We start from the raw sequence: 17,810 nt of genomic DNA, 5'->3' as shown, positions 1-17,810 counted from the left end.
CTTACTGGCCCAGAACCGCCATCTCCTGGAGGAAGCTCGCTTCGCTCCAGGGTTGTCCGTGACGGTCCTGACTATGGCGAGCGTTGAGCCCGGCGATAACATCGCTCAGCTGCTCGGCACCGGTCTCGAAGACCGCTTCCAGATCGGCCACCAGGGCCAGTTCGAAGGGCTCCGGGGCGCGCTGACGGTTCTGCCAGACCCGGTTGTCGAAGCCGCCGGGGCGCTCGATGCGCCCTTGCCCGGGCTCGGTAGCAGGGATGATGCGGGCCCAGGTCTTGAGTTCGGGGTTGTGTTCGAGAGTTGCGGACATGGATTCAAGCCTCCTCGACGACTTGCAGCTGAATGGTGTGGTCGATGATGCGTACCGGGTAGACGTGCAGGTCGCGGTCGGCGGGTTCGCGCAGGCATTTGCCGGTACGGATGTCGAAGACCGCCTCGTGAAGCGGGCACTCCACCTGGCCGTCTTCGACGAAGCCTTGAGACAGCAGAGCGTAGGCGTGGGGGCAGACGTCCTCGAGGGCGTAGTACTCGCCATCCAGCAGATAGACGCCGATTTCCTTGTCGCCCAGCTTGGCGGAGAAGGGGAAGTCCTCCTGAACCTGATCGGTCGTGCAGACGGTGGTCCAACTCATGGGATGGTCCTCATTGTCGTAGGGTCTCTCGTGCATCAATTCAAATATGAAACACGATTTATTATTTGATCCGTCGCAATGAGTATAGCCATACCGCCTGACCTGTCAATACTATATAGTATTCGCCAGAGCAGCCAGAGTCTTCACCACCACCAATCGGGACCCGCTGCGCGCTCTTCAGGTATCCAGCGGTTTCAGCTGAGTGGTCAGGGTGAGCCGGTAATCGCTGGGGGGGATGTACATTACCTGCCACGCCAGTACCCGCCCCGTTTCGTCCTGGTAGCGAGTCTCCAGACGTAGCCCGGGGGGTGGGGCCTCGGCCAGCTCCGGTGCGATGGCGCGAGCCACCGACTTGGGCAGCCGGATATGGCTGATGCGGTTCTCAGCCGTGCTCGGTGAGTGCCCCTGAGCCATCAGCAGCGGCAGCACGCTCTCATGTTCCAGGGCCTCGGTGGGCAGGGTCGCAAGCTCGCCGGCCACATCGCCACGCAGATAGATCTCGGTGTAGCAGTCGAAGGCTCCGTCGATGCGGTCCTGACGCACCAGATGCAGATAGCCGCCCGCACAGTCGCCCAGCACCTCCACCCAGGCACCATGCCGTTGCAGCACCTCACGCCGAAGCAGGCGAATCAGCACCATCCTGACCGGAGCGCCCTCGGGCCGCAGGAAGGTGAAAGCGGGCGTGGTAATGCGGCGGCGCTGCTCGCCGCCGGCCACGAAGGTGCCCAGCCGGCGCCGGCGATAGAGCTCACCGCTCTCCACCAGATCGCGCAACGCCTTCTGCACCGTGCCCAGGCTGACCGGCAAGGCCGCAGCCAGCTCCTGCTCGGTGGGCAGGCGGCTCCCCTCGGCAAGCTTGCCTTCCTCGATCAGCTCGACCAGGGCATCGCGCAGACAGAGGTACTTGGGGGTGCGGGAGGATTTCTCGAGGTGTCGGGCGACACGCTCAGCAAGCAGGGGCAGCACAGCAACACCTTCACCAGAAGACGGGAGGCCAGTCTACCCGGAATTCAGAAGGGTTTCGCAAGCAGTTCAGCCTTGGCACAGGGAGCATTATTCTCTACTTGGTAGCAACCTGGCGTGTCCCGCAAAAGCCGGGACACCACGCAACGAGAGGCAGCAACGAATGCGCGAAACCAGCCGCGAGCAAGCCATCGATTGGCCGGGGCTGATGCCGGCCATGGCCGAGTGCGTGGCACAGCTGGGCGAGGCAGGCTTCGACGAAGCGCTACTGGCGTTGCTGCGTCAGGCGGTGGGTATCGAGCAGTGCATGGTGTTCGCCTTTGACGGTCGCGACGAGGTCGACTGTCTGCTGGCCGCCAACCAGCGCACGCCGCGGATGGCTGGTCGCTTGGCGGAGCTCTACACCGGCGGCCTGTTCCGCCAGGACCCCAACTACCAGCGCCTGCGCCAGTTGATGACCAGCGAAAAAACCGACGCCGAAGTGACGCCGATGCAGGCCGACGCCATGCCAGAAGCCTATCGCAGCCACCTGTTCGCCTTTCCCGACCTGGTCGACAAGGTCTCGCTGACCTTCCCCGGAGAGCGGAGCGTCTATTATCTCAACCTCTACCGTGGCAGCGAGGCCGGCCCCTTCGCACCCCACGACCTGGCGCGGCTGGACGCCCTGGCACCGCTGCTGGCCAGTCTGATGCGTCGCCACTACGCCCAGGCTCGTCCCATCTCACAACGCCCCAGCGCCGAGGAGACTGCCGTGCTAGCCCCGCTTTCCGAGCGCGAGCGCCAACTCTGCCTGTATCTGCTGCGCGGCCATACCCTCAAGACCGCCGCCGCCGAACTCGACATCGCCCTCTCTACCGCCGAGACCTACCGCAAGCGTGCCTATGCCAAGCTCGGCGTGCCCTCCAAGGCACGGCTGGTGGCGCTTTGTCGGCGGCAATAGGAAAGCGAAGGGCATCAGCGAAAAAATCAAGAAGCGATACAAGATGCGATCTGCATGGATGTTTTTACAGCCCCCGATGGCTTCATGGTTTACCGGAACCCGATGCCGGTGCATGTAATTGTGATACCCTATCTTGCTTATATCAGTGCCTCCAGGTCACACCCCAATCCAACATTCCCAGGATCATGCTCACCCATGTCGTCCGCTACCGAGTGCGTTGCCAGCCTGATCGACAACTTCCAGAGCCGCCGGCCACTGCGCTCCGGCTCGCTCATCATCACGCTGTACGGTGACGCCATCGTGCCTCGTGGCGGCACCGTATGGCTGGGTAGTATTTCTCAGCTCCTGGAGCCCATCGGCATCAACGAGCGGCTGGTGCGCACCTCGGTTTATCGTCTGACCCAGGAAACCTGGCTGCAGGGCGAGAAGGTCGGCCGTCGCAGCTACTACAGCCTGAGCGGCCCAGGACGGCGACGCTTCGAGCAGGCCTTCAAGCGGGTCTACCATGGCAACGGCGAGACCTGGGACGGCAGTTGGACCCTAGTCTTCCTGGGCCAGTTAGAGGCAAGCGAGCGCACCCGCGCCAAAGAGGAGCTTGAATGGTTGGGCTTCGGCGCCTTCGCCAATGGGGTACTGGCTCATCCACGCAAGCCTCGCAGCGAGGCTCTCGGGCTGCTCCAGGAACTCGGTATAGCGGAAGATGCGATTGTTCTGCATAGCGAGGCCAGCGACCCCCTGGCACCCAAGGCGCTGCGCCTGCAGGTACGTGAAAGCTGGAACCTCGATCAGCTGGCCGAGAGTTACACTCGTTTTCTCGCCCAGTTCCGACCGCTGTGGAAGAGCCTCAGCGAGGGCCAACCACTGAGCGATCAGGATGCCTTCATCGCGCGCACTCTCCTGATCCATGAGTATCGCAAGGTGCAGCTGCGTGATCCTCAGCTCCCCGAGGAGTTGCTACCCACCGCCTGGGAAGGTCGCAACGCCCGTCAGCTGTGCCGCAATATTTATCGTGAGATCTACCAGGGCGCCGAGCGCTGGCTGGGCCGTCATCTGGAAACCGCCGAAGGCCCACTACCAGAGCCTGGGCACAGCTTCTATCAGCGCTTCGGCGGCTTGGAGTAGACCGAGAACCCGGGCCCGTCTATCGCTCAAGACAGCGTCACTGCGCCTTGCCCAGGGTCTGCTGCTTGGGCTGTGTAATGCCAGCGTTGAGCTGCGGCCGGTCAGCCTCCGGCTCGGCCAGCGGTTCACAGGGCTCCAGGCTGTCCCGGCAGCGTTCGGTCAAGCGTTGGTACTCACGGGTGCCTTGCTGCTTCCAAGCCACCTCCTCGTCGCTCAACTCACGCTTGACGGTGGCCGGCGCGCCCATGATCAGTGATTGAGATGGGCATTCGAAGCCGGCTTTGACGAAGGCGGCAGCGGCAACGATGGAGCGCTCGCCGATCACGGCATTATCCATAACCACGGCGTTCATGCCCACCATGGCATCTTGACCCACCACGCAGCCGTGCAACACAGCACCGTGGCCGATATGGCCATTCTTCTCCACCTTGGTGACACAACCAGGAAAACCATGCATGACACAGGTGTCCTGCAGGTTGGCCCCCTCCTCCAGCACCAACTGACCGAAGTCGCCGCGCATCACGGCGCCGGGCCCCACATAACAGCCTGGGCCGACGATGACGTCGCCGATCAGCACCGCAGTAGGATGCACATAGGCAGTGGGATGTACTACCGGGGTGACTCCCTCGAGCCGATAACAAGGCATGACATGCTCCTCAGTCTCGTTAGCCGTGGCATCGAGCAGCACTCCCGTGGCTCCCGTCATGAGCAGCGCTATTCGATACAACAAACCACGTGAATTCTATATCCTGAGTAACAAAACCTCAAAGCAGTCAACCATAGCCGCTTATCGAAAGGCACCGATATCCGCACAAAAACCCTTATATATAAATGAATTGCAAAAATCTTTCCATTTACTGCCAACATGCTTCGACCATAGTCGAACAATCCGAATGGAGCGACTAAATAGATATTAATATGTTGAAAAATAAAGGAAAAACAAATTCATCGACCAAGATACGATACAATATCGTTAATATAGTAGTTTTGATGTGTATCAAAAAGCCCTATACTCATTCGTAACAGGCGGCAGCTCACATCGCGCCAACGCCACGCCTGAAACGAGGAGACCATGCCGAGCTATCTGATCGTCGAGGGGCCAAGCCGAGGAGTACTGCGCATCACCCTGTATCGCCCGGAGGCGCTAAATGCCCTCACTACCGCCCTGCTGGCGGAGCTGGCCGAGACCCTAGTCGCCGCCGAGCAGAACGCCGAGGTCCGTGCCGTGGTGATCACCGGCAGCCAGCGTGCCTTTGCCGCCGGTGCCGACATCAAGGAGATGGCTGCCCACGATCTGGTGGGCATGCTCGAAGACCCCCGTCAGCGCCACTGGGCCTCCATTGCCCGCTTCAGCAAGCCGATCGTCGCCGCGGTCAATGGCTTCTGCCTGGGTGGCGGCTGCGAGCTGGCCATGCACGCCGACATCCTGATCGCCGGCGAGGATTCCCGTTTCGGCCAGCCCGAGATCAACCTGGGGATCATGCCCGGCGCCGGCGGTACCCAGCGCCTGGTTCGCGCCGTGGGCAAGGCTCTGGCCACCCAGATGGTTCTCACCGGCGAGCCGATCTCCGCCCACCGCGCCCTGGAGGCCGGCCTGATCAGCGAGATCACCCAGCCCGAGCTGGCCGTGGAGCGCGCCCTTGCCGTGGCCGAGACCATTGCCGCCAAGGCACCGCTCGCCGTACGTCTGGCCCGAGAGGCGCTGCACAAAGCAGAGGACACCGACTTGACCACCGGCCTGCGCTTCGAGCGCCACGCCTTCACGCTGCTGGCCGGCACCCGGGATCGCGAGGAGGGAATCCGCGCCTTCCAGGAAAAGCGTCCCGCCACCTTCACCGGGCACTGACACAGGAGATCGATCATGAGCGAAGCGCCCCTGCTCTATTCCGTGGAAGACGGCGTCGCCCGATTCACGCTGAACCGCCCCGACAGTCTCAATAGTTTCAATGCCGAGCTGCATACCGCGATGCGCCAGGCCCTCAAGGCCGTACGCCAGGACGGCAGCGTGCGTGCCCTGCTACTGACCGGCAGCGGTCGCGGCTTCTGTGCCGGCCAGGATCTCTCCGACCGCAATGTGGCGCCCGGCGCCGAGACGCCGGACCTGGGCGAGTCCTTGGAGAAACGCTACAACCCGATGCTGCGCGCACTGCGCGATCTGCCCTTCCCTACCATCTGCGCGGTGAATGGGGTGGCCGCCGGAGCCGGCGCCAACATCGCCCTGGCCTGCGACATCGTGCTGGCGGCCCGCTCGGCCAGCTTCATCCAGGCTTTCTGCAAGATCGGCCTGCTGCCGGATTCCGGCGGCACCTGGACCCTGCCACGCTTGGTGGGCATGGCCCGCGCCAAAGGCCTGACCATGCTGGGTGACAAGCTCAGCGCCGAGCAGGCCGAGCGGTGGGGCATGATCTGGAAGGTAGTGGACGACGAGGCCCTGCAGGACGAGGCGCTCACCCTGGCCCGCCACCTGGCCACCCAGCCGACCCGAGGCCTGGCGCTGATCAAGCGCGCTCTGCACGCCAGTGCCGACAACAGCTTCGATCAGCAGCTCGACCTCGAACGCGACCTGCAGCGCCTGGCCGGACGTACCGCCGATTACCGTGAGGGGGTGGCCGCCTTCATGGAAAAGCGCCAACCCAGCTTCAAGGGGGGATGAGATGCCCGCCCTCGCAGCCAGTGACATCGTCGCCGTGATCGGCGCCGGCGCCATGGGTGCCGGCATCGCCCAGGTAGCGGCCCAAGCCGGCCACCCGGTACGCCTCTATGACAACCGCGACGGCACCGCCCAGGCCGCCATCGACGGCGCGCGCCGTCAGCTCGAGCAGCGCGTCGCCAAGGGCAAGATGGCCCAGGAAGAGGTCGACGCCATTATCGCTCGCATGAGCCCGGCCGCCACCCTCGCGGAGCTGGCCGACAGCCGCCTGGTGGTGGAGGCGATCGTCGAGAACCTGGAGGTCAAGCGCGGCGTATTCGCCGAGCTGGAGACCCTGTGCAGTCCCGACGCCCTGCTCACCAGTAACACCTCGTCGCTGTCGATCACTTCCATCGCTTCCGGCCTGGAGCACCCCGAGCGAGTAGCTGGCCTGCACTTCTTCAACCCCGCGCCAGTGATGAAGCTGGTCGAGGTAATCTCGGGTCTGGCCACCAGCGCCGAGATAGCCGAGACCCTCTACGCTACTGCTGCGGCCTGGGGCAAGGTACCGGTGCACGCCAGCTCCACGCCGGGCTTCATCGTCAACCGGGTCGCCCGTCCCTTCTACGCCGAGGGGCTGCGCCTGCGTCAGGAGGGCGCCGCCGCCCCTGCCACCCTGGACGCCTTGCTGCGTCAGGCCGGCGGCTTCCGCATGGGCCCCTTCGAGCTGATGGATCTGATCGGTCACGACGTCAACTATGCCGTGACCCGCTCGGTGTTCGACGCCTACTACGGCGACACCCGTTTCCAGCCCTCGCTGGTACAGCAGGCGCTGGTCGAGGCCGGCCGCCTGGGCCGCAAGAGCGGCCATGGCTTCTATGACTATCGTGAAGAGCAGCGTGAAGCGGCCGGGCCCGCCGCCCCCGACTTCGCACCGAGCGTGGTGGCTGAGCTGCCACCCCTGGTCGCCGAAGGCCAGCTCGGCGTCATCACCCCCTTGGTGATCCGCGCCGAGGCCGCCGGCCTCGAGACGCTGCGCCGCGAGAGCATGTCAGGCCAGGCCCGCCTGCGCCTGGGCGGCTTGACCCTGGCCCTGAGCGACGGCCGCTGCGCCACCGAGCGAGCCCGCGACGAGGGTCTCGAGGCGCTGGTGCTGTTCGATCTCTGTCTCGACTACGGCGAAGCCGGCGCCATCGCGCTGGCGGCGAGCCCCGGTGTCGATGACGCAGCCCGCACCTTGGTGACCGCCTTCTTCCAGCACCTGGGTTTCGATGTCGCCTGGTTGACCGATACGCCCGGCCTCGCGGTACTGCGCACCGTGGCGATGCTTGCGAACGAGGCGGCCGATGCCGTACTCCAGGGCGTGTGCAGCGCTCGCGATGGCGATCTCGCCATGCAGGCCGGGCTCAACTACCCCCGCGGGCCGCTGGCCTGGGCCGACTCCCTGGGCCTGGCCTTCGTTCACCGTACCCTGACCCACCTGCAGCAGAGCTACGGCGAGGAGCGTTACCGTCCATCCTTCCTGTTGCGTCGCAAGGCCCTGGCCGAGGAGACCTTTCATGAGTGATACACCGCTCGCCCCCCAGCAGCTGGCCGAGGCCTGTACCCGAGCGATGTTCGCACGAGACAACGCCAGCCAGGGTCTGGGCATGCATATAAAGAGCGTGGCGCCGGGCCGCGCCGTGCTTACGATGACGGTAAGGGAAGACATGGTACAGGGCCATGGCAACTGCCATGGTGGGTTCATCTTCACTCTGGCCGACTCCGCCTTCGCCTTCGCCTGCAACAGCTATGACGAGGCCACCGTGGCCGCTGGCTGCAGCATCGACTACCTGGGCCCCGGAAAGCTCGGCGATGTGCTCACCGCCAGCGCCGAAGAGCGTAGCCGTCGCGGCCGCACCGGCATCTATGACATCACCGTACGCAATCAGCACGGCGAAGAGGTCGCCCTGTTCCGTGGCCGCTCCTACAAAGTTCGCGGCAGCGTGCGCCGCCTGGAAGAAACCGCCGCAGAGGGCCAAGCATGAAAGACGCACTCATCATCGATGCCATCCGCACCCCCATCGGCCGCTACGGTGGCGCCCTTGCATCGGTGCGTGCCGACGACCTCGGCGCCGTGCCCCTACGCGCGCTGATGGCACGCCATCCCTCGCTGGATTGGCGCCAGGTCGATGACATCTTCTACGGCTGCGCCAATCAGGCCGGCGAGGACAACCGCAACGTGGCGCGCATGTCGGCGCTGCTCGCCGGCCTGCCGGTGGAAGTGCCCGGCACCACCTTCAATCGGCTGTGCGGCTCCGGCCTGGATGCCGTGGGTAACGCCGCCCGCGCCATCAAGACCGGTGAAGCGGGTCTGATGATCGCCGGCGGCGTAGAGTCGATGTCCCGCGCTCCCTTCGTCATGGGCAAGGCCGAACAGGCCTTTTCACGCAGCGCCGAGATCTTCGACACCACCATAGGCTGGCGCTTCGTCAATCGCCAGATGAAGGCGCAGTTCGGCATCGACTCGATGCCCGAGACCGCCGAGAACGTCGCCGAGCAGTTCGCGATCTCAAGGGAAGACCAGGACCTCTTCGCCCTGCGCAGTCAGCAGCGCACCGCCGCCGCCATGGAGGCGGGCCGCCTGGCCGCGGAGATCGTGCCGGTGGAGGTAGCGCGGCGCAAGCAAGCGCCGCTGGTCGTGGATACCGACGAACATCCCCGCGCGGCCACCACCCTGGAACAACTGGCGGGACTCCCCACGCCGTTCCGCGAAGACGGCAGCGTCACGGCCGGCAACGCCTCCGGGGTCAACGACGGTGCCTGCGCCCTCCTGCTCGCCTCGGCGGAGCAGGCCGAGCGCTTCGGCCTCGAGCCCCGAGCGCGGGTGGTGGGGATGGCCACAGTTGGGGTCGAGCCACGCATCATGGGATTCGGCCCCGCCCCGGCGACGCGCAAAGTGCTGACCCAGACCGGGCTCAGCCTCGAGCAGATGGATGTGATCGAGCTCAACGAGGCCTTCGCCGCCCAGGCACTGGCCGTGACCCGCAATCTCGGCTTGCCTGACGACGCCGAGCACGTCAATCCCAACGGCGGCGCCATCGCTCTGGGTCATCCGTTGGGAATGAGCGGTGCCCGCCTGGTGACCACCGCCCTGTACGAGCTGGAGCGCCGTCAGGGGCGCTATGCGCTTTGCACCATGTGCATCGGCGTGGGTCAGGGCATTGCCCTGATCATTGAACGCCTTTGATACCGTGAAGCGACGATAACAATCCTCCGACCGGAGAAGCCCGATGACACAGACCGTTCAACGCCTCAACAACTCGGCTCTCGATCAGATGGAACTGGCCAGCCTCGATGAACTACGCGCCACCCAGCTCAAACGCCTCAGGTGGAGCCTCAAGCATGCCTATGACAACGTTCCCTTCTACCGCCACGTCTTCGACGGCGCCGGCGTGCACCCGGAGGACGTCAAGAGCCTCGCCGACCTCGGTAAGCTGCCTTTCACCACCAAGGCCGACCTGCGCGACCACTACCCCTTCGGCATGTTCGCCACGCCGATGAGTGAAATCGTGCGGGTGCATGCATCCAGCGGCACCACCGGCCAGCCGACCGTGGTGGGCTATACCCAGCGGGACATCGACACCTGGGCCGACGTGGTGGCCCGCTCCATTCGCGCCGCCGGCGGCACCCGCAACGACAAGGTGCATGTCGCCTATGGCTACGGCTTGTTCACCGGCGGTCTCGGTGCGCACTACGGCGCCGAGCGCCTGGGCTGTGCCGTGATCCCGATGTCCGGCGGCCAGACCGAGAAGCAGGTCCAACTGATCCGCGACTTCGAGCCCAACATTATCATGGTCACGCCCTCCTACATGCTCAACATCGCCGACGAGATGGAGCGCCAGGGTATCGACCCGCACAAGCTGCCGCTGCGTGCCGGCATCTTCGGCGCCGAACCTTGGACAGGCAGCATGCGCACCGCCCTTGAGCAGCGCCTGGGCATCGATGCGCTGGACATCTACGGCCTTTCCGAAGTGATGGGGCCGGGGGTCGGCATGGAGTGCCTGGAAACCAAGGATGGCCCCACTATCTGGGAGGATCACTTCTACCCCGAGATCATCGACCCGGTGACCGGCGAGGTGCTGCCGGACGGCGAATACGGCGAGCTGGTGTTCACCACCCTGACCAAGGAAGCGCTGCCGGTGATCCGTTACCGCACCCGCGACCTGACCCGCCTGCTGCCCGGTACCGCACGCCCCATGCGGCGTATCGACAAGATCACCGGCCGCAGCGACGACATGCTGATCATCCGCGGGGTCAACGTTTTCCCGACCCAGATCGAAGAGCAGATTCTCAAGATCGAAGGGTTATCGCCCCACTACGAGATCGAGGTGGGCCGCCAGGGCAATCTGGACACGGTATGCGTACGCGTCGAGGCATGCAGCAACGACGTCGCCCGCGACCCCAGCGCCTGCGAGCAACTGGCCGGCCGACTGCGACACGCTATCAAGACCTATGTGGGAATCAGCACCCAGGTGGACGTGTGCAGCGTGGAAGACGTCATGCGCTCCGTGGGCAAGGCCAAGCGCGTCAAGGATCTGCGCTGACCTTGAGCGCCTCGCACTGCATTGTCCACATTACAGCCCCTTTAAGGGGCTTTTTTGTATCGGTTCCCCAACGGCACGTTGGCCCTGTCTTCAGCAACCATGGCTTTTCTATGGGTTATCTGATTGCAGCATCGGCATCGCTCCTCCCATGGTCTAAAGAGACACATTATTTTGGCCATTGCCAAATGATTTTGTGTCACTATACTTCGAAGTATGACGACACGGACGTTTTCCCTGATTGCTACGACGCGGAGGTCACCATGTACGCGCAGCTAGTCGAGACCGGCATCAAGAAGCTCAAGGCTCTCGAGGAGATGAGCCCCGAGGAGCGCGCCTTTCAAGAGCGCATCGACGCCGAGATCAAGGTCGAACCCAAGAACTGGATGCCGGAGGCATATCGCAAGACCCTGATTCGCCAGATCTCACAGCACGCCCACTCCGAAATAGTCGGCATGCTGCCCGAAGGGACCTGGCTGACCCGCGCGCCCTCGCTCAAGCGCAAGCTGCAGCTGATGGCCAAGATCCAGGACGAGGCGGGACACGGTCTCTACCTCTACAGCGCGATGGAAACCCTGGGGGCCGACCGCGACGAGGAGATCGACAAGCTCCACGACGGCCGCGCCAAGTACTCCAGCATCTTCAACTACCCGACGCTGAACTGGGCCGATATGGGCACCATCGGCTGGCTGGTGGATGGTGCCGCCATCGTCAATCAGGTACCGCTGCAGCGCACCTCCTACGGTCCTTACTCCCGCGCCATGATCCGCATCTGCAAGGAGGAGAGCTTCCACCAGCGCCAGGGCTACCAGATCCTGCTGACGCTGATGCGCGAGGGAACCGAGGAACAGAGGGCCATGGTGCAGGACTCGATCAACCGCTTCTGGTGGCCATCACTGATGATGTTCGGCCCCTCGGACGACAATTCGCCCAACAGCGCCCAGTCCATGGCCTGGAAGATCAAGCGCCACAGCAACGATGAGCTGCGCCAGCGCTTCATCGACCAGACCGTACCCCAGTTGGAGCTGCTCGGCTGTACCGCTCCCGACCCGGACCTGAAGTGGAACGAACAACGCGGCCACTACGACTTCGGCGAGATCGACTGGAGCGAGTTCTTCGACGTGATTCAGGGCAACGGTCCCTGCAACCGTGAGCGTATCGAGGCTCGCCGGCGCGCCATCGACGAAGGCGCCTGGGTGCGCGAAGCCGCCGCGGCCCACGCCGCCAAACGTCGGCGCCGCGCCGCCTGACCCGAATAGCGACACAGCACGGATACCGACCGATGGCATCCGTCCCAACCCAATGAGGTATTCCCCTATGGCTGACTGGCCCCTCTACGAAGTCTTCGTACGCAGCAAGCACGGCCTGAATCACAAGCACGTCGGCAGCGTGCATGCCGCCGATCGTCGGATGGCCCTCGAGAACGCTCGCGAACTCTATACCCGCCGTAGCGAAGGCGTAAGTATCTGGGTGGTGCTGGCCAGCGACATTACCGCCTCCGCACCGGACGAAAAGGAGCCGCTGTTCGACCCGTCCAACGACAAGGTCTACCGCCACGCCTCCTTTTACGAACTGCCCAAAGAAGTTGGCCACATGTAAGGGGTGGGAAGCATGAACAACGTTTCGCAGATACCCCAGACACCGCTGATCGAGTACCTGCTGCGCCTCGGCGACAGCACTCTGATACTGGGCCAGCGTCACGCCGAGCTATGCGGAAAGGCCCCAGCGCTGGAGGAGGAAATGGCGCTGATGAACATCGGCCTCGACCTCTTCGGCCAGGCCCGCCACTGGCTCGGCTATGCCGCTGAACTGATGGCTGCTGAACAGGCCGGCATCGCATTCGACGCCGACGCTCTGGCATTTCGGCGCGATGCCCAGGACTTCCGCAACTTGCTGATCGTGGAGCAGCCCAACGGCGACTTCGCCGACACCATGGCACGCCAGTTCCTGTTCGACGCCTGGCACGTGCCGCTGCTCGAAGGCCTGGCCAACGCCGGCGACCCGCGTATCGCCGAGGTGGCGGCCAAGGCGCTCAAGGAGGCGACCTACCATCTGCGCCGCTCCTCCGAATGGGTCGTACGCCTGGGTGACGGCACTCAGGAGAGCCATACTCGCATGCAGCGCGCCATCGACAACCTCTGGCGCTTTACCGGGGAGCTTATCCGATTCGATGACGTCGACCAGGTCATGATCGAAGCCGGCATCGCACCCGAGGCCATCAGCCTGGTAGAACGCTGGCAGACCCACGTCGAAAAGGTTCTGAAAGACGCCACTCTGACTCGACCGCCTGCCGATGCCTGGATGTATACCGGCGGAAAGACCGGCCACCACACCGAGCACCTGGGTTTTCTGCTGGCGGAAATGCAGTACCTGCCGAGGGCCTATCCCGATGCCACTGTCTGGTAATCGTCCCGCTCCCCATCGTCCCGCACTGCGCCCTGTCGATACTCGGGATGACTGGCCCTCTACCGACCTGATCGGCAGCGATCGACGTGGCCTGCCTCCCGCGGGCGCGCCGGGGGACATCGAGGCCGTGATGGCGGTGCTGCAGGAGGTGCCCGACCCCGAGGTACCGGCAGTCAGCGTGGTGGAGCTGGGCATAGTGCGCGATATCGACTGGCTCGATGGCCGATTGAGGGTCCAGGTGACACCGACCTATTCCGGTTGCCCTGCCACCGAGGCGATCGAGCAGCACATCGAGGCAGCACTGCTCACCGCTGGCTATCCCGCCCCGCTGATCGAGCGCCGCCTCTCGCCGGCCTGGACCACAGACTGGATCAGCGAAGCGGGGCGCGAGAAGTTGCGCGCCTTCGGTATCGCGCCCCCGGTAGGCAGTGCCAGCAAACGCAGCCTGAGCGGGCATGGCGACCCAACGGTGCCCTGCCCCCAGTGCGGCAGCGAGCATACCGAACGGGTCAGCGAGTTCGGCTCCACCGCCTGCAAGGCGCTCTACCGCTGTCGGGAGTGCCTGGAGCCTTTCGACTACTTCAAGTGCCTATAAGAGTGCCTGCGCGGGCGCATCGCTTCCCAGCAGCCTGACCGACGAGAGAAATGCCATGAGCCGATTTCACGACCTCACCGTTCGAGACATCCGCAAGGAGACCAGCGAGTCGGTCTCCATCGCCTTCGAGGTACCCGAGTCCCTGCATGAGGCCTTCCGCTTCACCCAGGGCCAGTACCTGACCCTGCGCCGCGAGATCGCCGGCGAGGAGGTGCGTCGCTCCTACTCCATCTGCACCGGCGTACACGAAGGCGAGATCCGCGTGGCGGTGAAGCTGGTGCCGGGTGGCGCCTTCTCCACCTTCGCCAATCACGAGCTCGCGGTCGGGGATACGCTTCAAGTGATGCCCCCCCAGGGCAAGTTCTTCGTGCCGCTGGACCCGAGCCGCAAGGGACATTACCTGGCGGTGGCGGCCGGCAGTGGCATCACACCGATCCTGTCGATCATCAGCACCACTCTCGAGACCGAGCCGATGAGCCGCTTCACCCTGGTCTACGGCAACTTCTCCACTTCCACCACCATGTTCCGCGAGCGGCTTCAGGACCTGAAGAACCGTCACATGGAACGACTCAACCTGATCCATATCTTCAATCGCGAAGAGCAGGACATCGAGCTCTACAACGGCATCATCGACGCCGAGAAGTGTCGCACCCTGTTCGATCGCTGGCTGGATGTGCGCGGCCTCGAAGCGGCCTTCCTCTGCGGTCCACAGGAGATGTCCACCACCGTGCGCGAGGTATTGCAGGAGTACTGTATGCCCGTCGAGCGAATCCATCTGGAGCTGTTCGGTAGCCGCCCCAACGCTAGCGCCCGCCGACAGACGACACCAGGCGGCGGCCAGGCTACCGCCGGCAGCTCCCACATCAAGGTCATCATCGACGGCCGCACCCTGGAGTTCGACCTGCCGCGCAACACCCGAAGCATCCTCGAGGCCGGCAACGAGCATGGCGCCGACCTGCCCTTCTCCTGCAAGGCCGGGGTCTGCTCCACCTGCCTGGCGAAGGTCGAAGAAGGCGAAGTTGAAATGGATGCCAACTTCGCCCTCGAAGACTACGAGATCGCGGCGGGCATGGTCCTGAGCTGCCAGTGCTACCCGGTCAGCGAAAAAGTCGTCCTCAACTACGACGAGGTCTGATCGCAAGCCACACGACACCAATAAGCCGCCCGGAAGGCCGGCTCATGCATCCCAGAACCGTTCTCGGTCAAAATTTCTCAGTGGAGACCGCTAAATGCCAGTCCTCAAGAGTTACGTTGCCGGTCAATGGGTTGGCGCTACCGCAGCCAAGGCCCTGCCCAGTGCCATCAACGGCGAAACCATCGCCCATACCCACGCTGAAACCATCGACTTTTCACAGGTCGTCGACTACGGTCGCCATACCGGCGTGAAAAACCTGCTGGCTGTCGATTTCCAGCAGCGCGCGGCCATTCTCAAGGCGCTGGCCATTTACATTCAGGAGCGCAAGGAAGCGCTGTATGAAATTTCCCATCACACCGGCTGCACCCGGGCGGACTCCTGGATCGACATCGAGGGCGGCTTCGGTACCCTGTTTGCCTACGCCTCCATCGGCCGTAAGGGGCTGCCTTCCGGCAACGTGGCCCACGAAGGCCCCGCTATCCAGTTGGGCAAGGACAACCACTTCAACGGCACCCACATCCTGGTGCCTCGCCGCGGTGTGTGCGTGCACATCAACGCCTTCAACTTTCCGATCTGGGGGATGCTGGAAAAATTCGCCCCCGCCTTCCTGGCAGGCATGCCTTGCATCGTGAAGCCAGCCACCGCCACCAGCTATCTGGCGGAAGCGGCGGTTCGCATCATTGACGAGTCCGGCCTGCTGCCGGCGGGTGCACTGCAGCTGATCATCGGCGGCACCGGCGACCTGCTGGACCGTCTGGAAGAGCAGGACTTCGTCACCTTCACCGGCTCCGCCGCCACTGCCTTGAAGCTGAAGAGCCATCCCAACGTCATGGCGCGGAGCATTCCGTTCAATGCCGAGGCCGATTCCCTCAACAGTGCCATCCTGGCCCCGGACGTCACGCCGGACGACGAGGAGTTCGGCATCTTCGCCAAGGAAGTGGTCAAGGAGATGACCGCCAAGGCAGGTCAGAAGTGTACGGCCATCCGCCGCGTGCTGGTACCCGCCGAACACCTGGATGCACTGGCGGACAGGATCAAGGAGCGCCTGGGCAAGATCACCTTCGGCGACCCGGCACAAGAGGGCGTGCGCATGGGCGCGCTCGCCTCGCAGGAGCAGTTGCGGGATGTTACCGACGCCATCGGACGCCTGCTGGAAACGAGCGAATGCGTGTTCGGCAAGAGCGATCGCCTCGAGCCCGTGGGCAAGGGCGTGGAGAACGGCGCCTTCATCGCCCCGCATCTGCTGATCAACTACCGCCCGCTGCAGGATGGCAGCGCCCACGACATCGAAGCCTTCGGTCCCGTCGCCACTCTGATGCCCTACCACGGCATCGACGAAGCCCTGGCCATTGCCGCCAAGGGCAAGGGCAGCCTGGTCACAACCCTCACCACCAGGGACCCGGCCATCGCCGCGGAGATGATCCCGGTGCTGGCCGCCCAGCACGGCCGCCTGCAGATCCTGGACGCGGAAGCGTCGAAGGAATCCACCGGCCATGGCTCCCCACTACCCATGCTCAAGCACGGCGGTCCGGGTCGTGCCGGCGGCGGCGAAGAGCTGGGGGGAATCCGGGCAGTGCATCACTACCTGCAGCGCACCGCCATTCAGGGTTCGCCGACCATGGTGGCCGCCGTTACCCGTGAATACGTTCGTGGCGCCAAGGTCATCGAGAATGATGTCCATCCCTTCCGGCGCTATTTCGATGACCTGCAGGTGGGCGAATCCCTGCTGACCCACCGTCGCACCGTCACCGAGGCCGACATCGTCAACTTCGGCTGCCTCTCCGGCGACCACTTCTACATGCACTTCGACGACATCGCCGCGCGCAAGACCCAGTTCGGTCAGCGTATCGCCCACGGCTACTTCGTGCTGTCGGCAGCTGCCGGCCTGTTCGTCTATCCGGGCGAGGGTCCCGTCCTGGCCAACTACGGCCTGGATACCCTGCGCTTCGTCACTCCGGTCGCCCCAGGCGACACCATTCGCGCCCGGCTGACCTGCAAGCGCAAGATCGATCAGGGCCGAACCTCACCGGAAGGACATCCTCAGGGCGTAGTGATGTGGGACGTTGCCGTGACCAACCAGAAGGACGAGCTGGTGGCCAGCTACGACATTCTGACCCTGGTAGCAAAGCGGCAGTAAGACAGCGACAGTACGAGTTCGGCACACCGGATAGGAGCTCCAGCCCCTATCCGGCGACCACGACCAACCGTGCTACCCATCCGCCATCGGCTGGCCCTGCTGGCCACCATGGCCAATGAAGGCCTCGGCGTTGGGGCAGAAGCTTCGACACACCTCGCCATCGGCACGGTCGCGCATTGCCTGCCAGCAACGGCCGATCTCCTCGCAGCAATTGCAGCTCGCCTTCAGCTCGGCCAGCGCTTGCTCCTCTATGGCTGCCGGGTTCACCGCGAAGGTCGCCATCATCGCCGGCATCAGCACCTCGGAGGCGCGAAAGTGCGGCACACGACCATCATCGAGACTGCGCGCCACGGCTAGTGCCAGCGGCGGGTTCAGCGGCTGCTCCAGGTCGCACGCCAATGCCTCGAGCGCCTCGGGTGCATGATGGCGCAGCTCACGCACCACGCGCTCCCCCTGAATGTAATCAGACAATCTTTCCATTTTTCTTTCTCCTCATTCGGTATCGTCTCTCCGATATTTTCAGCATAGCGAAAAAGGAAAAGCCCTGTTTGACCGGAGTCAAAACAGGGCAGTATTAGACACACCTATTTATTGTTTCGACAAATTCATGTATCGCGTTTAAAGAAAGAGGAGAGTAGGAAGGCAGCACGAGACCGACCTGACTTCTC

At 63.9% G+C, this 17,810-nt stretch carries 19 protein-coding genes; 14 read left to right on the top strand and 5 right to left on the bottom strand.

The window, feature by feature from the left end:
* Position 1: 1 nt before the first annotated feature.
* The 3 genes from B8115_RS02180 to B8115_RS02170 form a co-directional block, all read right to left on the bottom strand.
* Positions 2 to 310, bottom strand: coding sequence for a recombinase-like helix-turn-helix domain-containing protein (locus tag B8115_RS02180; protein ID WP_010626103.1), 309 nt, complete (start codon positions 308 to 310; stop codon positions 2 to 4).
* 4 nt (positions 311 to 314) lie between these two features.
* The gene (locus tag B8115_RS02175) at positions 315 to 632 is read right to left on the bottom strand and encodes a non-heme iron oxygenase ferredoxin subunit (protein ID WP_010626102.1); all 318 of its coding nucleotides are present in this window, start codon (positions 630 to 632) and stop codon (positions 315 to 317) included.
* Positions 633 to 809: 177 nt separating this feature from the next.
* Positions 810 to 1,598 (bottom strand): GntR family transcriptional regulator, encoded by a 789-nt coding sequence (locus B8115_RS02170; RefSeq protein WP_010626101.1) that lies wholly within the window; start codon positions 1,596 to 1,598, stop codon positions 810 to 812.
* A 160-nt stretch (positions 1,599 to 1,758) separates the two neighbouring features.
* On the opposite strand from B8115_RS02170, the gene B8115_RS02165 reads away from it, so the two are divergent.
* Together B8115_RS02165 and paaX are read left to right on the top strand one after the other, a co-directional pair.
* Positions 1,759 to 2,535, top strand: coding sequence for a helix-turn-helix transcriptional regulator (locus B8115_RS02165; RefSeq protein WP_010626100.1), 777 nt, complete (start codon positions 1,759 to 1,761; stop codon positions 2,533 to 2,535).
* 195 nt (positions 2,536 to 2,730) lie between these two features.
* Positions 2,731 to 3,657, top strand: a complete 927-nt coding sequence (gene paaX, locus B8115_RS02160; RefSeq protein ID WP_010626099.1) for a phenylacetic acid degradation operon negative regulatory protein PaaX — start codon at positions 2,731 to 2,733, stop codon at positions 3,655 to 3,657.
* A 37-nt stretch (positions 3,658 to 3,694) separates the two neighbouring features.
* Here paaX and paaY read toward each other — a convergent pair whose 3' ends face one another.
* Entirely contained in the window at positions 3,695 to 4,303 is a 609-nt protein-coding gene (gene paaY / locus B8115_RS02155) for a phenylacetic acid degradation protein PaaY (RefSeq protein ID WP_026037826.1), read from the bottom strand.
* Between the two features lie 426 nt (positions 4,304 to 4,729).
* On the opposite strand from paaY, the gene paaF reads away from it, so the two are divergent.
* From paaF to paaZ, 12 genes are all read left to right on the top strand, one after another.
* Entirely contained in the window at positions 4,730 to 5,503 is a 774-nt protein-coding gene (paaF, locus tag B8115_RS02150) for a 2,3-dehydroadipyl-CoA hydratase PaaF (protein WP_010626097.1), read from the top strand.
* Between the two features lie 15 nt (positions 5,504 to 5,518).
* Positions 5,519 to 6,310: a 2-(1,2-epoxy-1,2-dihydrophenyl)acetyl-CoA isomerase PaaG gene (paaG, locus tag B8115_RS02145; RefSeq protein ID WP_010626096.1), complete on the top strand. Its 792-nt coding sequence runs from the start codon at positions 5,519 to 5,521 to the stop codon at positions 6,308 to 6,310.
* Between the two features lies 1 nt (position 6,311).
* Positions 6,312 to 7,853: a 3-hydroxyacyl-CoA dehydrogenase PaaH gene (gene paaH / locus B8115_RS02140; RefSeq protein ID WP_010626095.1), complete on the top strand. Its 1,542-nt coding sequence runs from the start codon at positions 6,312 to 6,314 to the stop codon at positions 7,851 to 7,853.
* Positions 7,846 to 8,313 carry a hydroxyphenylacetyl-CoA thioesterase PaaI gene (paaI, locus tag B8115_RS02135; RefSeq protein WP_010626094.1) on the top strand — a complete coding sequence of 156 codons (468 nt, stop codon included), beginning with the start codon at positions 7,846 to 7,848 and terminating at the stop codon, positions 8,311 to 8,313. The genes paaH and paaI overlap by 8 nt, the downstream gene beginning before the upstream one ends.
* Positions 8,310 to 9,515, top strand: coding sequence for a 3-oxoadipyl-CoA thiolase (gene pcaF / locus B8115_RS02130; RefSeq protein ID WP_010626093.1), 1,206 nt, complete (start codon positions 8,310 to 8,312; stop codon positions 9,513 to 9,515). Before paaI ends, pcaF begins: the two co-directional genes overlap by 4 nt.
* A 43-nt stretch (positions 9,516 to 9,558) precedes the next feature.
* On the top strand, positions 9,559 to 10,872 hold the full coding sequence (gene paaK, locus B8115_RS02125) for a phenylacetate--CoA ligase PaaK (RefSeq protein WP_010626092.1): 1,314 nt from the start codon (positions 9,559 to 9,561) through the stop codon (positions 10,870 to 10,872).
* Between the two features lie 260 nt (positions 10,873 to 11,132).
* A complete protein-coding gene (paaA, locus tag B8115_RS02120; protein WP_026037825.1) occupies positions 11,133 to 12,119 on the top strand; it encodes a 1,2-phenylacetyl-CoA epoxidase subunit PaaA in 987 nt (328 codons plus the stop codon).
* A 67-nt stretch (positions 12,120 to 12,186) separates the two neighbouring features.
* On the top strand, positions 12,187 to 12,468 hold the full coding sequence (paaB, locus tag B8115_RS02115) for a 1,2-phenylacetyl-CoA epoxidase subunit PaaB (protein WP_010626090.1): 282 nt from the start codon (positions 12,187 to 12,189) through the stop codon (positions 12,466 to 12,468).
* Positions 12,469 to 12,480: 12 nt separating this feature from the next.
* Entirely contained in the window at positions 12,481 to 13,275 is a 795-nt protein-coding gene (gene paaC / locus B8115_RS02110; protein ID WP_010626089.1) for a 1,2-phenylacetyl-CoA epoxidase subunit PaaC, read from the top strand.
* Positions 13,259 to 13,870, top strand: coding sequence for a 1,2-phenylacetyl-CoA epoxidase subunit PaaD (paaD, locus tag B8115_RS02105; RefSeq protein ID WP_083861752.1), 612 nt, complete (start codon positions 13,259 to 13,261; stop codon positions 13,868 to 13,870). The genes paaC and paaD overlap by 17 nt, the downstream gene beginning before the upstream one ends.
* A 55-nt stretch (positions 13,871 to 13,925) precedes the next feature.
* Complete coding sequence (gene paaE, locus B8115_RS02100; protein WP_010626087.1) at positions 13,926 to 15,005, top strand: 1,2-phenylacetyl-CoA epoxidase subunit PaaE; 1,080 nt, start codon at positions 13,926 to 13,928, stop codon at positions 15,003 to 15,005.
* A gap of 94 nt (positions 15,006 to 15,099) precedes the next feature.
* Complete coding sequence (paaZ, locus tag B8115_RS02095; RefSeq protein WP_010626086.1) at positions 15,100 to 17,142, top strand: phenylacetic acid degradation bifunctional protein PaaZ; 2,043 nt, start codon at positions 15,100 to 15,102, stop codon at positions 17,140 to 17,142.
* Between the two features lie 72 nt (positions 17,143 to 17,214).
* Here the strand turns inward: paaZ and B8115_RS02090 are convergent, their stop codons facing one another.
* A complete protein-coding gene (locus B8115_RS02090) occupies positions 17,215 to 17,622 on the bottom strand; it encodes a hypothetical protein (protein ID WP_010626085.1) in 408 nt (135 codons plus the stop codon).
* Between the last annotated feature and the right edge of the window lie 188 nt (positions 17,623 to 17,810).

It is taken from the genome of Halomonas sp. KM-1, assembly GCF_000246875.1.
Lineage (GTDB): Bacteria > Pseudomonadota > Gammaproteobacteria > Pseudomonadales > Halomonadaceae > Halomonas > Halomonas aerodenitrificans.
This window is presented reverse-complemented; position numbering and strand designations above follow the sequence as displayed.

Coding starts and splice junctions, on each gene's coding strand:
- B8115_RS02180 (WP_010626103.1), bottom strand. CDS start 310: ATGTCCGCAACTCTCGAACACAACCCCGAACTCAAGACCTGGGCCCGC.
- B8115_RS02175 (WP_010626102.1), bottom strand. CDS start 632: ATGAGTTGGACCACCGTCTGCACGACCGATCAGGTTCAGGAGGACTTC.
- B8115_RS02165 (WP_010626100.1), top strand. CDS start 1,759: ATGCGCGAAACCAGCCGCGAGCAAGCCATCGATTGGCCGGGGCTGATG.
- paaX (WP_010626099.1), top strand. CDS start 2,731: ATGTCGTCCGCTACCGAGTGCGTTGCCAGCCTGATCGACAACTTCCAG.
- paaY (WP_026037826.1), bottom strand. CDS start 4,303: ATGCCTTGTTATCGGCTCGAGGGAGTCACCCCGGTAGTACATCCCACT.
- paaF (WP_010626097.1), top strand. CDS start 4,730: ATGCCGAGCTATCTGATCGTCGAGGGGCCAAGCCGAGGAGTACTGCGC.
- paaG (WP_010626096.1), top strand. CDS start 5,519: ATGAGCGAAGCGCCCCTGCTCTATTCCGTGGAAGACGGCGTCGCCCGA.
- paaH (WP_010626095.1), top strand. CDS start 6,312: ATGCCCGCCCTCGCAGCCAGTGACATCGTCGCCGTGATCGGCGCCGGC.
- paaI (WP_010626094.1), top strand. CDS start 7,846: ATGAGTGATACACCGCTCGCCCCCCAGCAGCTGGCCGAGGCCTGTACC.
- pcaF (WP_010626093.1), top strand. CDS start 8,310: ATGAAAGACGCACTCATCATCGATGCCATCCGCACCCCCATCGGCCGC.
- paaK (WP_010626092.1), top strand. CDS start 9,559: ATGACACAGACCGTTCAACGCCTCAACAACTCGGCTCTCGATCAGATG.
- paaA (WP_026037825.1), top strand. CDS start 11,133: ATGTACGCGCAGCTAGTCGAGACCGGCATCAAGAAGCTCAAGGCTCTC.
- paaB (WP_010626090.1), top strand. CDS start 12,187: ATGGCTGACTGGCCCCTCTACGAAGTCTTCGTACGCAGCAAGCACGGC.
- paaC (WP_010626089.1), top strand. CDS start 12,481: ATGAACAACGTTTCGCAGATACCCCAGACACCGCTGATCGAGTACCTG.
- paaD (WP_083861752.1), top strand. CDS start 13,259: ATGCCACTGTCTGGTAATCGTCCCGCTCCCCATCGTCCCGCACTGCGC.
- paaE (WP_010626087.1), top strand. CDS start 13,926: ATGAGCCGATTTCACGACCTCACCGTTCGAGACATCCGCAAGGAGACC.
- paaZ (WP_010626086.1), top strand. CDS start 15,100: ATGCCAGTCCTCAAGAGTTACGTTGCCGGTCAATGGGTTGGCGCTACC.
- B8115_RS02090 (WP_010626085.1), bottom strand. CDS start 17,622: ATGGAAAGATTGTCTGATTACATTCAGGGGGAGCGCGTGGTGCGTGAG.